Origin of the sequence: Pseudomonas sp. B15(2017) (assembly GCF_002113215.1) — a bacterium.
Lineage (GTDB): Bacteria > Pseudomonadota > Gammaproteobacteria > Pseudomonadales > Pseudomonadaceae > Aquipseudomonas.
On sequence record NZ_NEJZ01000003.1, the window covers coordinates 365,065 to 385,106 of the forward strand.

General features: G+C 61.8%; 20 protein-coding genes. 13 read left to right on the forward strand and 7 right to left on the reverse strand.

The annotated features are described in order from the left end of the window. Positions 1-2: 2 nt before the first annotated feature. On the forward strand, positions 3-413 hold the full coding sequence (rnk, locus tag CAF73_RS07185; protein WP_085696859.1) for a nucleoside diphosphate kinase regulator: 411 nt from the start codon (positions 3-5) through the stop codon (positions 411-413). Between the two features lie 6 nt (positions 414-419). Here the strand turns inward: rnk and CAF73_RS07190 are convergent, their stop codons facing one another. The 3 genes from CAF73_RS07190 to CAF73_RS07200 all read right to left on the reverse strand — a co-directional run bounded on the left by CAF73_RS07190 (position 420) and on the right by CAF73_RS07200 (position 4,170). Continuing rightward, complete coding sequence (locus tag CAF73_RS07190; protein ID WP_085702336.1) at positions 420-3,263, reverse strand: class I adenylate cyclase; 2,844 nt, start codon at positions 3,261-3,263, stop codon at positions 420-422. A 195-nt stretch (positions 3,264-3,458) separates the two neighbouring features. Beyond that, a complete protein-coding gene (locus CAF73_RS07195) occupies positions 3,459-3,704 on the reverse strand; it encodes a TIGR02647 family protein (RefSeq protein WP_085696861.1) in 246 nt (81 codons plus the stop codon). Positions 3,705-3,885: 181 nt separating this feature from the next. Beyond that, positions 3,886-4,170, reverse strand: a complete 285-nt coding sequence (locus tag CAF73_RS07200) for a hypothetical protein (protein WP_085702337.1) — start codon at positions 4,168-4,170, stop codon at positions 3,886-3,888. A 123-nt stretch (positions 4,171-4,293) separates the two neighbouring features. On the opposite strand from CAF73_RS07200, the gene CAF73_RS07205 reads away from it, so the two are divergent. Beyond that, positions 4,294-4,953 (forward strand): glutathione S-transferase family protein, encoded by a 660-nt coding sequence (locus CAF73_RS07205; RefSeq protein ID WP_085702338.1) that lies wholly within the window; start codon positions 4,294-4,296, stop codon positions 4,951-4,953. A gap of 126 nt (positions 4,954-5,079) precedes the next feature. Here the strand turns inward: CAF73_RS07205 and argH are convergent, their stop codons facing one another. Then, positions 5,080-6,474, reverse strand: a complete 1,395-nt coding sequence (gene argH, locus CAF73_RS07210) for an argininosuccinate lyase (RefSeq protein WP_085702339.1) — start codon at positions 6,472-6,474, stop codon at positions 5,080-5,082. Positions 6,475-6,948: 474 nt separating this feature from the next. Here argH and CAF73_RS07215 point away from each other — a divergent pair, with 474 nt between their 5' ends. The 7 genes from CAF73_RS07215 (at position 6,949) to CAF73_RS07245 (ending at position 13,349) form a co-directional block, all read left to right on the forward strand. After that, positions 6,949-7,695: a LytTR family DNA-binding domain-containing protein gene (locus CAF73_RS07215; RefSeq protein ID WP_085696865.1), complete on the forward strand. Its 747-nt coding sequence runs from the start codon at positions 6,949-6,951 to the stop codon at positions 7,693-7,695. Positions 7,696-7,833: 138 nt separating this feature from the next. After that, on the forward strand, positions 7,834-8,775 hold the full coding sequence (gene hemC / locus CAF73_RS07220; protein WP_085696866.1) for a hydroxymethylbilane synthase: 942 nt from the start codon (positions 7,834-7,836) through the stop codon (positions 8,773-8,775). Further along, positions 8,772-9,539, forward strand: a complete 768-nt coding sequence (locus CAF73_RS07225; RefSeq protein WP_085696867.1) for a uroporphyrinogen-III synthase — start codon at positions 8,772-8,774, stop codon at positions 9,537-9,539. The genes hemC and CAF73_RS07225 overlap by 4 nt, the downstream gene beginning before the upstream one ends. A gap of 16 nt (positions 9,540-9,555) precedes the next feature. Beyond that, positions 9,556-10,698 (forward strand): uroporphyrinogen-III C-methyltransferase, encoded by a 1,143-nt coding sequence (locus CAF73_RS07230; protein ID WP_085696868.1) that lies wholly within the window; start codon positions 9,556-9,558, stop codon positions 10,696-10,698. Further along, a complete protein-coding gene (locus CAF73_RS07235) occupies positions 10,695-11,933 on the forward strand; it encodes a heme biosynthesis protein HemY (RefSeq protein WP_085696869.1) in 1,239 nt (412 codons plus the stop codon). Before CAF73_RS07230 ends, CAF73_RS07235 begins: the two co-directional genes overlap by 4 nt. Positions 11,934-12,153: 220 nt before the next feature. Further along, positions 12,154-12,705, forward strand: coding sequence for a disulfide bond formation protein B (locus CAF73_RS07240; RefSeq protein WP_085696870.1), 552 nt, complete (start codon positions 12,154-12,156; stop codon positions 12,703-12,705). Between the two features lie 185 nt (positions 12,706-12,890). After that, positions 12,891-13,349, forward strand: a complete 459-nt coding sequence (locus CAF73_RS07245) for an Rsd/AlgQ family anti-sigma factor (protein WP_007951863.1) — start codon at positions 12,891-12,893, stop codon at positions 13,347-13,349. Between the two features lie 59 nt (positions 13,350-13,408). Here CAF73_RS07245 and CAF73_RS07250 read toward each other — a convergent pair whose 3' ends face one another. Next, positions 13,409-14,074 carry an FKBP-type peptidyl-prolyl cis-trans isomerase gene (locus CAF73_RS07250; protein WP_085702340.1) on the reverse strand — a complete coding sequence of 222 codons (666 nt, stop codon included), beginning with the start codon at positions 14,072-14,074 and terminating at the stop codon, positions 13,409-13,411. A 192-nt stretch (positions 14,075-14,266) separates the two neighbouring features. On the opposite strand from CAF73_RS07250, the gene CAF73_RS07260 reads away from it, so the two are divergent. Next, on the forward strand, positions 14,267-15,487 hold the full coding sequence (locus CAF73_RS07260) for an AlgP family protein (RefSeq protein WP_085702341.1): 1,221 nt from the start codon (positions 14,267-14,269) through the stop codon (positions 15,485-15,487). Here the strand turns inward: CAF73_RS07260 and CAF73_RS07265 are convergent. Continuing rightward, entirely contained in the window at positions 15,484-15,945 is a 462-nt protein-coding gene (locus CAF73_RS07265) for a TIGR02444 family protein (RefSeq protein ID WP_085696873.1), read from the reverse strand. The two genes, CAF73_RS07260 and CAF73_RS07265, sit on opposite strands and share 4 nt — an antisense overlap. Before the next feature lie 50 nt (positions 15,946-15,995). On the opposite strand from CAF73_RS07265, the gene abc-f reads away from it, so the two are divergent. The 3 genes from abc-f (at position 15,996) to CAF73_RS07280 (ending at position 19,235) form a co-directional block, all read left to right on the forward strand. After that, the gene (gene abc-f / locus CAF73_RS07270; RefSeq protein WP_085702342.1) at positions 15,996-17,906 is read left to right on the forward strand and encodes a ribosomal protection-like ABC-F family protein; all 1,911 of its coding nucleotides are present in this window, start codon (positions 15,996-15,998) and stop codon (positions 17,904-17,906) included. Further along, the gene (locus CAF73_RS07275; protein ID WP_011336505.1) at positions 17,906-18,487 is read left to right on the forward strand and encodes a mechanosensitive ion channel family protein; all 582 of its coding nucleotides are present in this window, start codon (positions 17,906-17,908) and stop codon (positions 18,485-18,487) included. Before abc-f ends, CAF73_RS07275 begins: the two co-directional genes overlap by 1 nt. 115 nt (positions 18,488-18,602) lie before the next feature. Next, positions 18,603-19,235 carry a LysE family transporter gene (locus CAF73_RS07280; RefSeq protein ID WP_064600316.1) on the forward strand — a complete coding sequence of 211 codons (633 nt, stop codon included), beginning with the start codon at positions 18,603-18,605 and terminating at the stop codon, positions 19,233-19,235. 60 nt (positions 19,236-19,295) lie between these two features. Here CAF73_RS07280 and CAF73_RS07285 read toward each other — a convergent pair whose 3' ends face one another. Further along, positions 19,296-20,039 carry a penicillin-binding protein activator LpoB gene (locus CAF73_RS07285; RefSeq protein WP_085696875.1) on the reverse strand — a complete coding sequence of 248 codons (744 nt, stop codon included), beginning with the start codon at positions 20,037-20,039 and terminating at the stop codon, positions 19,296-19,298. Positions 20,040-20,042: the final 3 nt, after the last annotated feature.

Below are 20,042 nucleotides of genomic sequence, written 5' to 3' on the forward strand. Positions count from 1 at the left end.
TCATGACCGCACCTTCCATCACCCTTACCCGTCTGGACGTGCAACGTCTGGAGCGCCTGATCGACAGCCTGGATGACTCGCTGCCGGGCGTGATCGCGCTGCAAACCGAACTGGACCGCGCCGATACCCTGGTCGGTCACGATGAAGTGCCTGCCGATGTCGTGACGATGAATTCCCGTGTGCACTGCCGTGAAGAAAGCAGTGGCAAGGACTACCACCTGACCCTGGTCTACCCGAAGCACGCCAACGCCGACGAAGGCAAAGTCTCGATCCTGGCCCCGGTCGGCAGTGCGCTGCTGGGCCTCAAAGTCGGTCAGCACATCGACTGGCCGGCACCGGGCGGCAAGACCTTGAAACTGACCTTGCTGGAAGTCGAGTCGCAGCCGGCCAACGGCGGCGACTTCCCGGAATAACCCGCCTCAGACCTGCTCGAGCGCCTCGTTCAGAGAGCGTTCCAGGTCGGCCTTGTAACGCAGATACAGATTGCTTGAACTCTGCCCGTCACCGATCACACCCGACAGGTCGAGGTCGGTGATGTAGCAGCGGTAGCGCTCGGTTTCCCGGCGCTGCCCGACGATCTCCCGGGCGACCACGCTGAACAGCTGGTCGCCATGTTCCAGCTCGCTGAATTCCCGTTGATTGCAATACAGCGTGACCTGCACTTCGCCGGGTGCGGCTTTACCGACGATCGCCTGCACGTCGTAGAACGGTTTGTTGACCGGCGTCTGCGGCGCCGGGCGCATTTCGACCCGTCGCGCGCGTCCCGGCCCTGATGGCAATAACTGGTAATACAAGATTTCAAGGCTGACGGCGTGGCCCGAGTCCATCGGCAGCAGTGCTTCGCGGCGGAACTGGATCGATTGCAGGAATCGCTGCAACGGCACCAACAGGCTTTGCTCGTCGTGATAGGGCAAGTGCTGCTGCCACAGCGCGTTGAACTCGTCGAGTACGTACAGTTCGGCGGTTTGTTCGGTGAGCCGGTAGAACACCTGAATGCATTCGGGCTGGCCCATCGGCAGGATCAGCGCCAGGTCGTGGTCTTCCAGCGCCATCGGATCCAGGTGCAGCGGGCTGTAGCGCGGCTGTTCCTCACCAAGGTAATCAAGCAGCGCCGGCAGGGTGGCGAGGGCCACATGGCTGACCTGGCCCGGCACCAGTTCCAGCACGTGATAGTGCTGCTGCACCTGGATCAGGTAGCGGTGATTCAAATCGCTTAACAGCAGTGTCTGCGCGGTGTCGACGATTTCTTCCACCCGGCGGGCGATGAATTGCGCGCGATTGTGACAGAAGCAACGCACTCGCAGCGATGGTTGTTGCGGTCCGCGCGGCAGGTTGTTGAGGTAATCGCGCAGGCAGTCCATCAAGGCATGCGGACCGTCAAAGCGGTTGACCAGTACCTCGTTCCAGCTGTTGAGCGTGACCTGATCCAGGGTCAGCACCAGGTTCTCGCGCACACCGGCGTAGCTCAGCGAATCGGTACGCTCGGTGGTCATCAGGATGTTCAGGTCGCGGTGATGCTTGAGCGGGTCGACCCCGACATTCACCAGCATCAGCACTTCGCTGGGCACGGCGGCGCGCAGCAGCGGTTCTTCGGCAACGGTCGACAAGGGCAGGGCGATGCTCTGTTGCAGGCTGCCGAGCAGGTTGAACAGTTCGAATTCGCTCAGGTCGCTGGTGCCGGGGTGCAGGGCCAGTCGGGTGCTGCTGTCGATCACGCCGTTGCGGTGGCACCAGGTCAGCAGTTCCAGCAACTCGCGGCTGCGCTTGATCGGCGCGAAATGTTCCCACTCCAGCGCCGTCAGGCTGCCGTTGTACAGGCCCCACTGGGTTTGGCCCGGTTCCTTTTTGTTCGGCGATTGCACCAGGGTCAGGGTGTCTTCGGCCAGATCCGGGGCGATGCCGGGATTGATGAACTCGACCTTGTCCGCCTTGCGTTCGAACGCGGCGTACAGGCGCCGGCCGAGAACGTTGAGGTCGCGCTTGTTGATCAGGCTGACGGTCTGTTCGGTGCGGGCGAACTGGGTCAGAAAGCGGTAGCTGTAATTCAGCTCGTTGACCAGCGCCCGGCGCTCGGCGCTGACCTGGCGGACTTTCCACTGGCTGCGGCTGTCGAGCAGTGCCAGTTGCCGCTGGTCCCAATGCCATTCGCTGGCCAGTCGTTCCAGCAGTGAACGCTGCCAGCTCTGGGTGCGGGTGTTGCCGGTGAGCTTGCGGTTGACCTTGAGGTACAGCGCCCGGCGCACCAGTTCCAGACGCTCCGGTTCGTTGCGCGCCGTGAGGTATTCCTCGATCCGCCGGTAAACCACCATGTACGGGTCCAGCTCGTCGAGGTCGAGCCGGTTGGCGAATACGGCCTGCTTGAAGCGCAGGCTCAGGCATTGCACCTGTGGATGTTCGCTGGCGTAAACCTCGGTCAGCAGCAGCTTGAGTACCGACTTGTAAGGCGATTCGATGCCCTTGAACAGTTGCCACAGCCCGGCGCCGACAAACTCGCCCGGCGGAATGTGCGCCATCGGCCCCAGGTCGAGGGTTTCATCGTTGCGGATAAACCGCTTGGAAATCAGGGTGTGGGTGTACGCGTCATAGGCGCGTTCTTCGTAGACCGGCACGAGCCACCAGATCGGCGTGCGCCCGGCGAGCCAGATCGCGGTGCGATAGAACTCGTCCAGCAGCAGATAGTGCTGGGTGGTACCGCAATCCTCAGAGCTGAGCTGGGTGTCGCGTTCGCCTTTGACGAAGCGCACCGGGTCGATCAGGAAGAAATGCGCTTCTGCCCCCTGGCTGGCAGCCCAGGTTTCGAGCAACTGGCATTTCTTGCGCAGTTCGGCCAGTTCACTGTCGCTCAGGTCGGGGGCGTGGCAGACCCAAACGTCCATGTCGCTCTGATCGGCCTGGGCCAGCGTGCCGAGGCTGCCCATCAGGAACAGCCCATGAATCGGTCGAGGCGGGTTGCTGCCGTGACGCGGTTTGTAGGAGAACGAGCGGGTCAGGCGCTGGGCTTCGGCCAGCGCGTCGGCGTCCGGTTCGTAATTCGACAGCCCGGCCGGCGTACCGCCCGAGACATAACCGGGCAACAGCGGATGATTGACGTGAAAAAACAGCGGCAGCAGCGTCAGCACACTTTGCTGGCGCGTCGACAGGCCTTCCAGTGCCCGGTTCAGGCGACCTTCATTGAGTTTCAGAAAACGTGCACGTAGCTGGCTGAGTACCTTGCGGTCGATGCCTTCGTCCAGGTCGGGGCGGATTTCATGGGTGCGGGTCATGTCGGCTCAAACCGGCGCGCAGGGCTCGGAGGCAAGGGGTCTCGGGTGTCCGGGAGTTTAGCGCCTGAGCAGCAGGAGTTTTAAGCTGAATTTGTTTTTTTGACGTCAGATTTCCAACGTTGGGCGGTGGGCAACGTTCATGGCTGGCCCGCGGAAATCCCGTGGCAGGGGTTTCCGTGGGCAAAGTCGGGAGGATCAGGCGTTTTGCTGCTCTTTGAGAATCGTCAGTACGGTTTGCACGTTTTGTGCGGCATCGCGACCGAGGCTGGTCAGGTAACCGCCATCAGGCTGGTCTGTCAGTTCTTTTTCAAACAGGCGTTGTGCGGCGGCAATGTGCTTCGGGGCAGCGGTCTGATGAATTTTCAGACCTTCCTGGGAACTGTCCAGGTTGAAGAGTGCGAGGACTTCCAGTTCGGCAACCAACTCAGGGGTAAGCGACATAAGGACTCCAGACTTTCTAGTAATTGGACGACAGCGCCCCTAAGGTGAACCTGCCGGCGCGGCCTGTCCAGTGCGCGTGTCAGGGTTTTTGTCCCGCAGTGTAGTCAGGGGTCGAAAGAAGGCCGTGGAGATGGATGACAAATTGTGTGGGAGCAGGCCTGCTCCCACAGGGCGAGACCGGTTACTGCTTTTCCGGTGGCAGTTCCGGCAATGCGCGCAGCGCGGTTTCGTACCATTCGGTATCGAACGCGCGGTCATCGTCGAGCATCGAATCGATTTCGTAGGCCAGCACATGGGCCATCAGGTTCAGGATGTCTTCGCGCTCGTAGCCGACCAGCGTCAGCTTGTTGAAGGTTGCCTTGGCCGCTGGCGGGTTGTCGCTTTCGATCTGGTTCTCGATCGCTTCGATCAGCGTCGATTCGGTGAACTCTTCTTCATCATTGTCGATGTCAGTCGGCTCGCTCATGGCAGGCTCCTCAAGGAAAGGCGCCAGTTTACCCGCATTCAGCGGCGTGATGCTGCTGGCGAGAATCCCCCGGGCGATCTATAAACAGGCACTGCCCACCCCGCACGGCCTGGAGGCCATGTAATGTTCAAGCTCTATGGATTCTCCGTCAGCAACTACTACAACATGGTCAAACTGGCGCTGCTGGAAAAAGGCCTGCCGTTCGAAGAGGTCACGTTCTACCCGACGCCGACGCCTGAATCTCTGGCCATCAGCCCGCGCGGCAAGGTTCCGGTGCTGGGGGCCGAAGGCGGTTACATCAACGAAACGATGGTGATGCTCGAATACCTCGAAAGCAGTCAGCAGGGTGTCCCGTTGTTACCGACCGAGCCGTTCGCCCGTGCCCAGGTGCTGGCAGTGGCCAAGGAAATCGAGCTGTATATCGAGCTGCCGGCCCGTGCCTGTTATGGCGAAGCGTTTTTCGGTACGGCGCTGCCGGAGGCGATCAAAGAGAAAACCAAGGCTGAATTGCTGCTGGGTTTTGCGGCGCTGGGACGTCACGGCAAGTTCGACCCGTATGTGGCGGGCGACAGCCTGAGCATTGCGGATTTGTACTTCCTCTACAGCGTGCCGCTGGCGGCTGCGGTGGGGCACAAGCTGTTCGGTCTGGATTTGCTGGCGGAGATGCCGAAGGCCAGGGCGCTGCTGGAGCGGCTTGAGCAGAATCCGCACGTGCAGAAGATCGAGGCGGACAAGGATGCGGAGATGCCGGCGTTTTTGGCGATGATCGCGGCCAAAAAGTAGAAATTGTAGCGTTCTGAAATCAGTCATCGCGGGCAAGCCCGCTCCCACAGGGTTTTCAGTTGAAACACAATTGCATGTTCGACACTGAACCTGTGGGAGCTGGCTTGCCAGCGATGCTTTTGGCTTTTAGCGGCTGGCGATCAACGCCTGGCCGCGAATCACGGCAGCCTTGACCTGCGCCGGCGCTGTGCCGCCGATGTGGTCACGGGCATTCACCGAGCCTTCCAGGGTCAGCACGGCGAACACGTCCTGCTCGATCTGGTCGCTGAACTTACGCAGTTCTTCCAGGCTCATTTCCGCCAGATCCTTGCCGGTGTCGACGCCGTACTTCACCGCGTGGCCGACGATCTCGTGGCAATCACGGAACGGCAGGCCACGGCGTACCAGGTAGTCGGCGAGGTCAGTGGCGGTCGAGAAACCGCGCAGCGCCGCTTCGCGCATGATCGCGTGCTTGGGCTTGATCGCCGGGATCATGTCGGCAAAGGCACGCAGCGAGTCGCGCAGGGTGTCGGCGGCGTCGAACAGCGGTTCCTTGTCTTCCTGGTTGTCCTTGTTGTAGGCCAGTGGCTGGCCTTTCATCAGGGTCAGCAGGCCCATCAGGGCGCCGAACACACGGCCGGTCTTGCCGCGTACCAGTTCCGGCACGTCGGGGTTTTTCTTTTGCGGCATGATCGAGCTGCCGGTGCAGAAGCGGTCCGGCAGATCGATGAACTGGAACTGCGCGCTGGTCCACAGCACCAGCTCTTCGGAGAAGCGCGACAGGTGCATCATCGCGATGCTTGCGGCGGAGCAGAATTCAATGGCGAAGTCCCGGTCGGACACGTTGTCCAGCGAGTTGCCGCCGACGGCGTCGAAGCCCAACAGTTGCGCGGTGTATTCGCGGTCGATCGGGTAGGTGGTACCGGCCAGCGCGGCGCTGCCCAGCGGCATGCGGTTGGTGCGCTTGCGGCAGTCGACCAGGCGCTCGTAGTCGCGGCTGAGCATTTCGAACCAGGCCAGCATGTGGTGCCCGAAGGTCACAGGCTGAGCGGTCTGCAGGTGGGTGAAACCCGGCATGATGCTCGCGGCTTCACGCTCGGCCTGCTCCAGCAGGCCTTTTTGCAGGCGGGTGATTTCGCTCAGGATCAGGTCGATCTCGTCACGCAGCCACAGGCGGATGTCGGTGGCGACCTGGTCATTGCGGCTGCGGCCGGTGTGCAGCTTCTTGCCGGTGATGCCGATGCGGTCGGTCAGGCGTGCTTCGATGTTCATGTGCACGTCTTCGAGGTCGACGCGCCAGTCGAACTGGCCGGCCTCGATTTCGCCCTGGATGGTCTTCAGCCCATCGATGATGCTGTCGCGCTCGGCATCCGTCAGCACGCCGACCTTGGCCAGCATGGTGGCGTGGGCGATCGAGCCCATGATGTCGTGGCGATACAGGCGCTGGTCGAAAGTGACGGAGGCGGTGAAGCGGGCGACGAAGGCGTCGACGGGTTCACTGAAGCGGCCGCCCCAGGACTGATTGGTCTTGTCAGTGCTCATGAATTCGCTCGTATCGGCTTGAAGAAAGAAGGCGTGAAACGCTGGCGCGGATAATAACAGGGTTGCCAATCCTGTCGCTGACACTGGTCGATACGTTTTTTTCTCATGTCCTCCTCCATAGTCGCCGGTGTCTGCGGGGGATTTGCGCAAGGATATTTTTCGATTGAGCAATATCGGCCTGACGAGCGTCTACAGTAGGACATAGGGGTCGACGTGGCGGCGGATCGCGCAAAGGTCCGGCCACCGACTATAAGAAGAGAGAGGGGTGGGTGTATTGGCCATTGGCATACCCTGCGTAAAACGCAGTCGGCGACGGGCGTCAGTCGGTACGTTGCACGTGTCGGCAAATATTGCCGGCCGACGTACGGCACTTTTTGACGCTCGCGCTAGTCTTAGCGTGGATCGCGGTGACGGACGTCACTCCACTTGTCTACGCTATCCTTGTGCGAGACTCACGCAGGAATCCAGCGCAATATGAATGTCCTGATCGTTGATGACGAACCACTGGCCCGCGAGCGCCTCGCCCGAATGGTGAGCGAGCTCGAGGGCTACACAGTCCTGGAGCCTAGCGCCACCAATGGCGAAGAGGCGTTGGCGCTGATCGACAGCCACAAGCCGGATATCGTGCTGCTCGATATTCGCATGCCGGGCCTCGATGGCCTGCAGGTGGCTGCCCGTCTGTGCGAACGCGAGACCCCGCCAGCCGTGGTGTTTTGCGCAGGTCCCGATGAATTTGCCGTGGAAGCCCTTCAGGCCAGCGCCGTGGGCTATGTGGTGAAACCCGTGCGAACCGAACATCTGCATGACGCCCTGAAACGGGCTGAACGTCCCAACCGGGCCCAGCTCTCGGCCCTGACCCGTCCTGCCGCCGAAAGCGGTAACGGCCCGCGCAGCCACATCAGCGCCCGCACCCGTAAAGGCATCGAACTGATCCCGCTGGATCAGGTGGTGTACTTCATTGCCGACCACAAATACGTGACCTTGCGCCACGAAGCCGGCGAAGTTCTTCTGGATGAGCCGCTCAAGGCACTGGAAGACGAATTCGGCGAGCGCTTCGTGCGGATCCACCGCAACGCGCTGGTCGCCCGCGACCGCATCGAGCGACTGCAACGCACACCGCTGGGCCACTTCCAGTTGTTCCTCAAGGGTCTGAACGGTGACGCGCTGATCGTCAGCCGCCGGCATGTGGCGGGCGTGCGCAAAATGATGCAGGGGCTTTAGGCCGCAGGCTCCGGGCGGTTCTTCGTTCTTTTCACCAGGCATTGCAGGCCAGGGAGGCCACGCCGTTTCTGATTCAGGTCAAAGTGGATTTGGCTGAGCTGTTATTATCCGCCGTATCTATTCAGTACGGATTGATCCATGTCCTCTCGCGAAATCCGCATCGCCACCCGCAAAAGTGCTCTGGCCCTCTGGCAGGCCGAATACGTCAAAGCTCGTCTGGAAGCAGCCCACCCGGGCCTGCTGGTGACGCTGGTGCCCATGGTCAGTCGTGGCGACAAGCTGCTTGATTCGCCCCTGTCGAAAATCGGCGGCAAGGGCCTTTTCGTTAAAGAACTGGAAACCGCGCTGCTGGAAAACGAAGCCGACATCGCCGTGCATTCGATGAAAGACGTGCCGATGGATTTCCCCGAAGGCCTCGGTCTGTTCTGCATCTGCGAGCGCGAAGATCCGCGTGACGCGTTTGTCTCCAATGCATATTCCAGCCTCGATGCATTGCCTGCCGGCAGCATCGTCGGTACCTCCAGCCTGCGTCGTCAGGCGCAGTTGCTGACCCGTCGTCCGGATCTGGAGATCCGTTTCCTGCGCGGCAACGTCAACACCCGTCTGGCCAAGCTTGACGCCGGCGAGTACGACGCGATCATCCTCGCGGCAGCTGGTCTGATCCGTCTTGGTTTCGAAGACCGCATCACCTCGGCCATCAGCGTCGACGACAGCCTGCCGGCCGGTGGCCAGGGCGCCGTCGGTATCGAGTGCCGCAGTGCCGACACGGAAATCCATGCCCTGCTCGCACCCCTGCATCACGCCGACACCGCTGACCGTGTCACGGCCGAGCGTGCCCTCAACAAACATCTGAATGGCGGCTGCCAGGTGCCGATCGCCTGCTACGCCGTGCTCGAAGGCGATCAATTGTGGCTACGCGGTCTGGTGGGCGAACCGAGCGGCGGCAAGCTGCTCAGCGCACAGGCCCGTGCGCCGCGTGCCGCAGCCCAGACGCTGGGCGTGCAGGTGGCCGAAGACCTGCTCAGCCAGGGCGCCGACGATATTCTCAAGGCAGTCTACGGCGAGGCAGGTCACGAGTGACCGCCTGGCGCCTGCTGCTGACGCGCCCGGCGGAGGACTGTTCGGCGCTCGCCGCCGTGCTGGCCGAACAAGGGTTTTTCAGCAGCTGTCTGCCGCTTTTGGAAATTGCGCCACTGCCGGTCTCTGACACAATGCGCCACACGATCACGCAACTGCCGCGTTATAGCGCCGTGATCGTGGTCAGCAAGCCGGCGGCGCGGATCGCGGTGGATCTGCTCGATTCTCTGGGTCTGTCGACTCCGACGATGCCATGGTTCAGCGTGGGTGCAGCGACCGCCGCGATCCTTCGGGATCGGGGGCTGGATGTGAGCTTCCCGGACGCGGGCGACGACAGCGAAGCCTTGCTGCAATTGCCGCGTCTTCTGGCGGCGGTGGCCGTACCCGGTTCGCAGGTGTTGATCCTGCGCGGGGAGGGCGGACGCGAATTGCTGGCCGAGCGCCTGCGCGCGCTTGGTGCTAGTGTCGAATATCTGGAGTTGTACCGTCGCGACCTGCCGGACTATGCGCCGCAGGAGCTGCCTCGCAGGATTGCAGCGGAACGCCTGAACGGGCTGGTGGTCAGCAGTGGACAGGGTTTCGAGCACCTGCGCCAACTGGCCGGCGATACCTGGCCTGTGCTTGCGCAGTTGCCGTTGTTTGTTCCAAGCCCAAGGGTTGCCGAGCAGGCCAGTGCCGCCGGGGCCCGAACAGTTGTGGATTGTCGCGGCGCGAGTGCCGCGGCTTTGCTGACGGCGTTACGGGAGCATCCCGTGCCCGTTCTCTAATGCAAAGGATGGATACGTGAGCGAAACAACCTTGCCTAAAGATGACGTTCAACCTGTGATCGATGCACCGGTTGATGCACCGCCACCGGCCGCCGAACCGCGCCGAGGCAACGGATTGGCCATTCTCGCGCTGCTGCTCGGCGCCGCCGGTGTTGCGGTGGGTGGCTGGGGTGTCTGGCAGGTGCGACACCTGCAGGCCAACACTCAAAATCAATTGAGTCAGGTTCAAGCGTTGAACGATCAGGCACAGACCCTGAAGCTCAACGAGCAACGACTGACTGAGCGTCTCGGGCAATTGCCCGGCGCCGATGAACTTGCCGATCGCCAGCGTCTGGTGACCCAGCTTCAGGGCGATCAGCAGCGCCTCAATCAGCGTCTGGAAACCGTCCTCGGCGCCAGCCGCAAGGACTGGCGTCTGGCCGAGGCCGAACACTTGCTGCGTCTGGCCAGTCTGCGTCTTTCCGCCCTGCAGGACATCAGCAGCGCTCAGGCACTGGTGCAGGGTGCCGACGAAATCCTGCGTGAGCAGAATGATCCCGGTTCGTTCGCCGCCCGCGAGCAAGTGGCGAAAACCCTTGTGGCGCTGCGCAGTACCGAACAGCCGGATCGCACCGGGCTGTTTCTGCGCCTGGGCGCCTTGCGCGATCAGGTCGTCGGTCTCACCGAGCTGGCGCCGGAATACAAGGATCGCGGCGATTCGCTGCTGGGCCTGACTTCCGACGGCGATGGCGCCAGTCGCTGGGCGCAGTGGTGGGATCAGATCTCGCGTTACATCCGCATCGATTTCAACGCTGACAAAAACGTCCGGCCGCTGCTTGCTGGCCAGAGTCTGAGTCAGGTGCGTCTGGCCCTGAGCCTTTCGCTCGAGCAGGCGCAATGGGCTGCGCTCAACGGCCAGGCGCCGGTTTACACCCAGGCCCTGGCCGAAGCGCGTGACGTCCTCACCGGCAACTTCAATCCGGACAACCCGCAGAGCAAAATCATGCTCGAGCAGGTCGCGGAACTGAGCAAGCAACCGGTTACCGTCAACACGCCGGATCTCGCCGGAACGTTGAGCGCGGTGCAGGCGTATCTGGAGCGCCGTAACGTCAACGCCGAGGAATCAGTGAAACCCTTCGCCAAACCGGCCGCGAGCACCGCTCAGGAGGCGACACCATGAAGCGCCTGTATGTGATCGTGTTTCTGGTGATCGCGGCAACGGCGGCGCTGGGCCTGGCGATTGCCGAGCATTCCGGTTACGTGCTGGTCGCCTACAAAAGCTTTCGTTATGAATCGAGCCTGTGGGCAACCCTGGCGGTGGTCGCGGTGCTGTGGCTGCTGGTCTGGGGCATCAAGGCGCTGGTCGAGTTGGTGCTGACCTCCGGCGGCGTGGTCAATCCATGGTCGCGACGCAACCGCAGTCGCCGTGTGCAGGTGGCGATCGAGCATGGTCAGCTCGACCTGGCCGAAGGTCGCTGGGCCAGTGCCCAGCGCCACCTTTACCGGGCCGCCGAAGCCGAGCGTCAACCGTTGCTGTATTACCTGGGCGCCGCTCGCGCCGCCAACGAACAAGGCCACTACGAGGAAAGCGATCGCCTGCTGGAGCGCGCCCTCGAGCGTCAGCCGCAGGCCGAGCTGGCGATCGCCCTCAGCCATGCGCAGTTGCAGACCGATCGTGGCGATACCGATGGCGCGCTGGTCACTTTGCAGGCGATGCACGAGCGCCATCCGCACAATGTCCAGACTTTGCGTCAGTTGCAGCGCCTGCATCAGCAGCGCGGTGACTGGTCGTCCGTGATCCGGCTGTTGCCGGAGCTGCGCAAGGACAAAGTCCTGCCACCGGCTGAACTGACCGAGCTCGAGCGTCGCGCCTGGGGAGAAAATCTGTCCCTGGCGGCCCAGCGTGAAGAGGATGGCGCAGTCGGTTTGCAGTCGCTCAACCGAGCCTGGCAGCAGCTGACTTCTGCCCAGCGCCAGGAACCGGCGCTGGTGCTGGCCTACGCCGAGCAGTTGCGCCAACTGGGTGCCCAGGTCGAAGCGGAAGAAGTGCTGCGCACGGCGCTCAAGCGCAAGTACGACAGCCATCTGGCACGCCTTTACGGTCTGGTGCGCGGCAGTGATCCGGCGCGTCAGTTGCAGGCGGCTGAAGGCTGGCTCAAGGATCATCCGGGCGACGCCAGCCTGCTGCTGACGTTGGGGCGTTTGTGCCTGCAAGCCAGTCTGTGGGGCAAGGCGCGGGATTATCTGGAAAGCAGCCTGCGAGTGCAGCGTAATCCGGAGGCCTGCGCCGAGTTGGCTCGCCTGCTGGCCCGGTTGGGTGACACCGAGCGCAGCAATCTGCTGTTCCAGGAAGGGCTCGGGATGCTGGATGAACGCCTGCTGGCTGCGCCATTACCCGTAGCTGTTCGAGCGTGATCAGAAAGGAGGAGCGATGCTCCTCCTTTTTCTTCCGGTGACTGAATAGTTACCCGTAAATCCCTTCCTGAGCAAAGTCCTACAGTGGACTGCACCGAATCCTTCTGTGCTTGTCGGGATTTCCCTACACTTCTGATGAAGTGTCGCCAGTGACCTGCCTTGAAAGCCCGAGGCGCTTTCCTCTACCGTAACTGCCTGTCTTTATTTTTACGGATAAGCCATGTCTTTGGCCTGCTCACGCTCCCTGTTCTTTATGGCTTTCACTGCGGGGATTCTGGCCCTGGGAGCTTCCTATTACCTCGAATACGCGGTCGGTCTGGTGCCTTGCAGCCTGTGTCTGGTCCAGCGTCTGTTCATGAGTGTCCTCACCCTTTGTTGTGGTATGGCTGCGATCCATGGGCCGCAACGTGTCGGTCTGTCGCTGTATTGGGTGATGGCATTGTTGACCAGTCTTGGCGGCATGACGGCGGCCTGGCGGCAAGTGCTGTTGCAAAGTGATTCCCTGCAAAGACTGGCGCATTGCGGGCCCGGGCCGGAAGAGATGTTCAGCAGCCTGCCGTGGTTGTGCGCACTGATGCGCATGTTCAACGACACCGCCGATTGCGCGGAATTGTCCTGGACGCTGTTCGATCTGAGCATTCCGGAGTGGAGTCTGCTGTTTTTTGTGGGGATGTCGATCCTGGCTTTTTATCAGTTGCTGCGACAGGTCTGGATGGCTTTGCAGCGACCGCTGCGCGGCCAACCGTCGCACCCGGCGCTGGTCAGGGATTAAACACTTGTATGAACTTTCTCTCCTGCGTACCTTGAAGCCATAGTCGTGCGGGCATAATCTGGCCCGCACGTGTCATTGGAATTGTGTTGCTCGATGACGCTCTGCCTGGCCGCCTCTCAAAGCATTAGCCACAAGAAGGGGCGCGGGTGTAGAGCAGCATGACCCACAAGGGAAGAGAGATCGCCATGCTCGAAAGTTGTCAGAATGCTCAGGAACGCTGGGGTGGAGTTCATCTGCTGATCGACCGCTGGCTGCAGGAGCGTGAGGAGTTGATCGCTGCCTATGACAAGCTGGGCGCCAAGCCTCAGGCGCTGTCCGAGGATCGAAAGCCCTTGCAGGAGTTCTGCGGCGTGCTGGTCGATTACGTCTCGGCCGGCCACTTCGAGATCTACGAACAGCTGACGGGCGAGGCCAAGGCCTTCAACGACAAGCGCGGCCTGGAACTGGCCGAGACGATCTACCCACGGATCGATGTCATCACCGAAAAGCTGCTCGCATTCAACGACCTTTGCGATGAAGGCAAATGCGTTGCGGAGAAATTCAAGGAGCTGGGCGGCCTGCTCCACGAGCGCTTCGAACTGGAAGACTGCCTGATCGAAGTGCTGCATACCGCACACAAGGAAGAGGATTCGGTTCAGGCCTGAATCCAGCCTCGCAAGAATCAGAAACGGTGCGCCCAGGCGCACCGTTTTTTATTGGGCGATCAACTGGTCGCGCCGCGCAATTCCACTTCGAACACCAACGGTGTAAACGGCGCGATCAGGTCGCCGGCACCGTCAGCGCCATAAGCCTGATCCGACGGAATCACCAGACGCCACTTCGCGCCCACGGGCATGTTCTGTAGCGCCGTGCGCCAGCCGGCGATCACGCTGTCGAGATTGAACCACTGTGGTTGTGTGTTTTGATCGAACACGGTGCCATCCGGCAGTCGGCCGATATACAGCACCTGCACTTTTCCATCCGGGCCGGCCTTCGTGCCGTTCCCCGGCGAAAGCTCAGTCAGCAGGATGCCGTCGGCCAGTTCCTTCACACCCGGTTTGGCTTTTTCGGCGGTGAGAAAACGTCGCTCGTTTTCCATCGCGGCTTCAGTCGAAGGCATCGCTGCCTGCTCGGCTGTCTGCGATTCGTGATCGGCCAGAATCTGCTCGATGCGTGCCTCGCTCAGTGCCAGCGGTTTGCCTTGATAGGCCTGTTGCAGACCTTCGATCAACGCCTGGATCTGTAGCTGCGGCACTTCCTGGCGCAGCCGTTCACCGAGGCTGGCACCCAGGCTGTAAGCCAGATCGTGGGCATCGTTTGCAGTGTTTTTTTCCTCGGCCTGCGCCAAGGAAAAAATCATGCAGAGGGATAAAAAAAGGTAGCGCGACATGGGCACTCTCCGTCCTGAATTGCGGTGGATTATGCCAGCGCGAACGTCTGCAACGGTGAACTGCTTTTGCCAATGCGCAGAAGTTTTTCGCAAGCCTGCAACCGAGTGCTTTCGATACTGTCAACATGCCCTAGCGGCGGTAGCAGCAGAGGTCTAGTATGAGCCGCACTCACGTCAGCCAGGAGGTAAACCATGTCGGCCACCAAGAAGCCTGTAAACACTCCGTTGCATTTACTCCAACAACTCTCGGGCAGCTTGCTCGAGCATCTGGAAAACGCTTGCTCCCAAGCCTTGGCTGATGCTGAAAAACTGCTCGCCAAACTGGAAAAGCAGCGCGGCAAGGCACAAGAAAAGCTGCACAAATCCCGCACCAAATTGCAGGACGCAGCAGCGGCCGGTAAAGCCAAGGCGCAGACCAAGGCCAAGGCTGCCGTGAAGGAACTCGAAGATCTGCTTGATGCCCTGAAGGAGCGTCAGTCCGATACCCGCAGCTACATTCTGCAACTCAAGCGCGATGCCCAGGAAAGCCTGAAACTGGCCCAGGGTGTCGGTCGTGTTCAAGAGGCCGTCGGCAAGGCGTTATCCCTGCGTTCGGCCAAACCGGCAGCGGCGCCTGCGAAAAAAGCGGCTGCCAAACCTGCTGCAAAAGCACCGGCCAAAGCCCCGGCAAAAGCGCCAGTGAAAGCCGCTGCAAAACCAGCCGCGAAGAAACCTGCAGCCGCCAGCGCTGCTAAACCTGCGGCCAAAACCACAGCAGCCAAACCAGCGACTTCCAAACCAGCTGCTGCCAAGCCGGCTGCTGCAAAACCAGCTGCCAAACCTGCGGCGAAAACCGCTGCTGCGAAGGCCGCTCCGGCAAGCACTGCCGCTGCGAAACCTGCTGCCAAGCCAGCCACCAAAGTGGCTGCAAAGCCGGCAGCAAAACCAGCCGCTAAAGCCGCTGCCAAACCAGCCGCCAAAACTGCTGCTGCCAAGCCTGCGGCGAAAACCGCTGCCAAGCCTGCTGCGAAACCTGCTGCCAAAGCGGCGGCGAAACCTGCGGCAAAAGCTGCGGCAAAAGCTGCGGCAAAACCCGCTGCCAAACCAGCCGCCAAACCGGCTGCCGCCGCGAAGCCTGCAACCACCGCAGCCAAGCCAGCGACCGCTGCCAAACCGGCCGCCAAGCCAGCAGCGAAACCTGCTGCAAAACCTGCGGTGAAAAAACCTGCCGCTGCCAAGCCAGCTGCCGCCAAGCCAGCAGCAAAACCAGCTGCAGCAAAACCTGCCACTGCGCCTGCTGCCAAACCTGCCGCACCGGCAACCCCGGCTCCGACTGCAGCACCGGCACCGGCCGCCACTACCTCGACCACCGCAACCACGCCATCCCCGGCGCCGGTGTCGAGCGTCGCCAGCAATCCGTCCAGCGCTTCCTAAGCGCCGGTCGCCGCGACGCGCAGCACTTGCAGCGCGTCGCGGTTCAGGTTGGCCGCCGGGCCGGCCAGCACGTTCAGCCAGTCACTCGATTCCTTGGAGTCACGCTTCCAGCCTTGCGCGGCGCCTTCAAGTCGCGACAGCAGTGCACGCTCCGCCTCCAGCTCCAGTCCCTTGATCTGCTCGCGCATGCCCTTGAGCACCGGATCGGTGTCGGCCAGGGTTTTCCACTGCGTGCGCAATGCGCGTAACGGCTGGACCACTTCCCGGTCCCAGGGCTCTGTCAGTTCCACAAGCTGCCGGGCGCGCACCTCGTCACAGGTCACATCGCGTTGTTCCAGCCATAAGCCGCATAGCATCAGGCACACGTTGGCTCCCGCCGATTGCAGGCGCAGGCAGGCATCCTCCACGCCAGGACGGGCGTAGACGGCAAGGGCAAAGCTCCACAGGTCAGAGGACATCGTGCTACTCGCGCCAGTTGCGGGGGAAGCTGGTAGACTCCGCCGCCATTATGATCCGACTTCAGAACCTGACTTTACAGCGTGGCCCGCAACGTCTGCTAGAAGACGCCGAGCTGACCCTGCACGCCGGCCAGAAAGCCGGCCTCATCGGTGCCAACGGCGCCGGCAAATCCAGCCTGTTCGCCTTGCTCCGCGGTGAGTTGCACCCGGACTCGGGCGACTGTCTGCTGCCGGCCGACTGGCGTATCGCCCACATGCGCCAGGAGGTCGATACGCTCGAACGCCTGGCGGTCGACTATGTGCTCGACGGTGACCTGCGTCTGCGCCAAGTGCAGCGCGAGCTCGCGGCAGCCGAAGAGGCCCACGACGGCACCGCGCTGGCGCGCCTGCACGCCGAACTCGACAGCGCCAATGGTTACACCGCCGATGCGCGAGCGCGCAAGTTGCTCGCCGGGCTCGGTTTCAACAACGAGCAGATGGATCGTCAGGTAGGAGATTTCTCCGGTGGCTGGCGGATGCGTCTGAACCTTGCGCAGGCTTTGATGTGCCCATCAGACCTGCTGCTGCTCGACGAACCGACCAACCACTTGGATCTCGACGCCATCATCTGGCTCGAAGAGTGGCTGAAAAGTTACCCCGGCACCTTGCTGCTGATTTCCCACGACCGTGATTTCCTCGATGAAGTGGTCGATCATGTGGCCCACGTCGATCAGCGCAAGCTGGTGCTCTACCGTGGCGGCTACACCGCATTCGAGCGCGCCCGTGCCGAGCGTCTGGCCCAGCAACAACAGGCCTACGAGAAGCAGCAGGCGCAACGTGCGCACATGGAAAGCTACATCGCCCGCTTCAAGGCCCAGGCCACCAAGGCCCGTCAGGCTCAGAGCCGGATCAAGGCGCTGGAGCGAATGGAGGAACTGTCGGCGGCCCACGTCGATTCGCCGTTCGACTTCGTGTTTCGCGAGTCGACCAAGATCTCCAGCCCGCTGATCGACCTGTCTGATGCGCGCCTGGGTTATGGCGAGAAAACCGTGCTGGAGAAGGTCAAGCTGCAACTGACCCCCGGCGCGCGAATCGGCTTGCTCGGCCCCAACGGTGCGGGCAAGTCCACGCTGATCAAGAACCTCGCCGGTGAACTCGAACCACTGGCCGGGCGCCTGACTCGCGGTGAGAACACTGTGGTCGGCTACTTCGCCCAGCATCAGCTCGACTCTCTGGATGCCAAGGCCAGCCCGTTGCTGCACTTGCAGCGTCTGGCGCCAACCGAGCGCGAGCAGACCCTGCGCGACTTCCTCGGTGGTTTCGACTTCCGCGGTGCGCGGATCGACGAGCCGGTGCTGAATTTCTCCGGTGGCGAAAAGGCCCGTTTGGCCCTGGCGCTGATCGCCTGGGAACGGCCGAACCTGTTGCTGCTCGACGAACCGACCAACCACCTGGATCTGGAAATGCGCCTGGCGCTGACCATGGCGTTGCAGGAATTCAGTGGTGCGGTGCTGGTGGTTTCCCACGATCGGCATCTGCTCAAGAGCACCACCGACAACTTCTTCCTGGTCGCGGACGGCAAGGTCGAAGAGTTCGACGGCGATCTTGAGGATTACGCTCGTTGGCTGGTCGAATACCGCCAGCGCAACGCCCCGGTCAGCAACACGCCGGTCAATCCGGACAAGACTGACAAGAAGGCCCAGCGTCAGGCCGCCGCTGCGTTGCGTCAGCAACTGGCGCCGCACAAGCGCGAGGCTGACAAGCTCGAAGCCGAGCTCGGCAAGCTGCACGAGAAGCTGGCGAAGGTCGATGCCAGCCTTGGCGACAGCGACATCTACGAGCCGGCGCGCAAGAGCGAATTGCGTGACCTGCTGGCCGAGCAGGCCAAGCTGAAAGTCCGCGAAGGCGAACTTGAAGAAGCGTGGATGCAAGCCCTGGAAACGCTGGAAAGCATGCAGGCGGAGCTGGAGGCGTTGTCCTGATGGAAGCCTTCAAACTTCCATTGCCGGCCATGTGGGTCGAGCCGATCTGGCTCGGCGTGCAGATTCTGCTGATCCTGCTGGCCGGCTACTTCGCCCAGCGTGTCGTCGCCCGATTCCTGACCCGCCTGGGCGAGAAGTATCCGTTCCCGCCGCAGCTGCTGATGCCGCTGCGCGGCGGTCTGCGCTGGCTGATCATGGGCAGTGCGCTGATCTTCGTGCTGGAACGCCTTGGAGTCTCGGCCACGGTGCTCTGGACTGCGTTGTCGGGCTTCGTCGCGGTGGCGGCGGTGGCCTTTTTCGCGATGTGGAGCGTGCTGTCGAACCTGCTCTGCGCAATTCTGATCTTCACCGTCGGTCCGTTTCGTCTCGGCGACGTGGTCGAACTGGTGGACACCACCGACAAGCCCGGCGTCAAAGGTCGGGTGGTAGCGATCAATCTGCTCTACACCACCTTGATCGAAGCCGAAGAACTCGGCACCGGCAGCGCCATGGTGCAAGTGCCCAACAGCCTGTTCTTCCAGCGTTCGGTGCGACGCTGGCGCGGCACGGATGTGTTCCCGTCCAGCGGTTTCGAAAAGTGATCGCGCGCCGGCCACGTTGGTCGGCGGCCGCAACATCCTGCAAAAAATCGGTAGTCATCCAGCCAAATCCGCATTAGCTTTGAGGATTGTCACGAGTCCGAAGTCGAGGTGTGCGATGGAGCTTCAAACATGGCTGGCGTTTTTTGCCGCCTGCTGGGTGATCAGCCTTTCTCCGGGCGCCGGCGCCATTGCGTCGATGTCCAGCGGCCTGCAATACGGTTTCTGGCGCGGCTACTGGAATGCCCTGGGCCTGCAGATCGGCCTGGCTGTGCAGATCGCCATCGTCGGCGCCGGTGTCGGCGCGATTCTCACCGCTTCGGCCACCGCGTTCCACGCGATCAAATGGTTCGGTGTCGCCTACCTGGTTTATCTCGCGATCAAGCAGTGGCGCGCACTGCCGATGGACATGAGTGACGACGCGGCGGTCCGGCCGATCGGCAAACCGCTGGCCCTGGTGTTCCGTGGCTTTCTGGTGAACATCAGCAACCCCAAGGCCCTGGTGTTCATGCTGGCGGTGCTGCCGCAGTTCATCAATCCGCATGCGCCGCTGTTGATCCAGTACGTGGTGATCGGCGTGACCATGATTGCGGTCGACCTGATCGTCATGGCCGGCTACACCGGTCTGGCTTCGAAGGTGCTGCGCCTGTTGCGCACACCGACTCAGCAGAGACGCATGAACCGCACGTTTGCCGGGCTGTTCATTGGCGCCGCGGCGTTCATGGCGACGTTGCGCAAAGCTGCTGCGTAAAGCGTACAGGCACAAAAAAGGCGACCTTTGCAGGTCGCCTTTTTCGTTTCCGACTGTTAATCAGCGCAGAATCACTGGCGCCGTATCACGCGGCAGATTGTTACGTTGCTGCGGCTCACGCGGCTGCTCGTAACCGCCACCGCCGAGCTGCATGCTCAGTTGCCCGGCCACGTCTTCGCCCAGCGCCTTCGACACGTCACGCACCACCCGCGGGCGGTTGAGCGAGATCTTGATGTCGCGGTGGTTCACCAGTTTGGTGTCCTGCGCTTCACCCATCGCCGTGAACGCCGAGGTGATTTCGTAGGTCTTGGTGTTGATCAGGCTGAAGTCAGCCACCAGCGTCAGGCCCAGCACGGCGGAGTAGCTGTCGGTGTTCGCCAGCTCGTTCACGTCCTGGGTGAAGTCGATGTCCGATACAGTGCCGAACAGCACGTAATCGGCACCCTTGAAGTTGCCGGCCTTGATCCGCTTGATCACGTCGTAGACGTCACCCTTGGAGGACGCGGTGTACGGCGTGCCCTGCACCAGCTGGAACATGCCGGTACGCAGGATTTCACCCTTGATGTCACCGGTGAATTTACGCAGTTCGGTCTGTTCGATGTAGCTGGTGGTGGCTTCGAGCTCGTTGTAGCTCGAAGACCCACTGGCGCTGTAATAACCTTCGCGGTAATTGTTCTGTGCCGAAACGATGTGGATGTATTGCTCCACACGTTCCTGGTACGCCAGATCCGTCACCGCGACTTTCGGGGCCGCCTGCACGCTGAACGCGCAAGCCAGGGCCATCATGCCAATCCATGCGCGCATCGA

Coding starts and splice junctions, on each gene's coding strand:
- rnk (WP_085696859.1), top strand. CDS start 3: ATGACCGCACCTTCCATCACCCTTACCCGTCTGGACGTGCAACGTCTG.
- CAF73_RS07190 (WP_085702336.1), bottom strand. CDS start 3,263: ATGACCCGCACCCATGAAATCCGCCCCGACCTGGACGAAGGCATCGAC.
- CAF73_RS07195 (WP_085696861.1), bottom strand. CDS start 3,704: ATGTCGCTTACCCCTGAGTTGGTTGCCGAACTGGAAGTCCTCGCACTC.
- CAF73_RS07200 (WP_085702337.1), bottom strand. CDS start 4,170: ATGAGCGAGCCGACTGACATCGACAATGATGAAGAAGAGTTCACCGAA.
- CAF73_RS07205 (WP_085702338.1), top strand. CDS start 4,294: ATGTTCAAGCTCTATGGATTCTCCGTCAGCAACTACTACAACATGGTC.
- argH (WP_085702339.1), bottom strand. CDS start 6,474: ATGAGCACTGACAAGACCAATCAGTCCTGGGGCGGCCGCTTCAGTGAA.
- CAF73_RS07215 (WP_085696865.1), top strand. CDS start 6,949: ATGAATGTCCTGATCGTTGATGACGAACCACTGGCCCGCGAGCGCCTC.
- hemC (WP_085696866.1), top strand. CDS start 7,834: ATGTCCTCTCGCGAAATCCGCATCGCCACCCGCAAAAGTGCTCTGGCC.
- CAF73_RS07235 (WP_085696869.1), top strand. CDS start 10,695: ATGAAGCGCCTGTATGTGATCGTGTTTCTGGTGATCGCGGCAACGGCG.
- CAF73_RS07240 (WP_085696870.1), top strand. CDS start 12,154: ATGTCTTTGGCCTGCTCACGCTCCCTGTTCTTTATGGCTTTCACTGCG.
- CAF73_RS07245 (WP_007951863.1), top strand. CDS start 12,891: ATGCTCGAAAGTTGTCAGAATGCTCAGGAACGCTGGGGTGGAGTTCAT.
- CAF73_RS07250 (WP_085702340.1), bottom strand. CDS start 14,074: ATGTCGCGCTACCTTTTTTTATCCCTCTGCATGATTTTTTCCTTGGCG.
- CAF73_RS07260 (WP_085702341.1), top strand. CDS start 14,267: ATGTCGGCCACCAAGAAGCCTGTAAACACTCCGTTGCATTTACTCCAA.
- CAF73_RS07265 (WP_085696873.1), bottom strand. CDS start 15,945: ATGTCCTCTGACCTGTGGAGCTTTGCCCTTGCCGTCTACGCCCGTCCT.
- abc-f (WP_085702342.1), top strand. CDS start 15,996: ATGATCCGACTTCAGAACCTGACTTTACAGCGTGGCCCGCAACGTCTG.
- CAF73_RS07275 (WP_011336505.1), top strand. CDS start 17,906: ATGGAAGCCTTCAAACTTCCATTGCCGGCCATGTGGGTCGAGCCGATC.
- CAF73_RS07280 (WP_064600316.1), top strand. CDS start 18,603: ATGGAGCTTCAAACATGGCTGGCGTTTTTTGCCGCCTGCTGGGTGATC.
- CAF73_RS07285 (WP_085696875.1), bottom strand. CDS start 20,039: ATGCGCGCATGGATTGGCATGATGGCCCTGGCTTGCGCGTTCAGCGTG.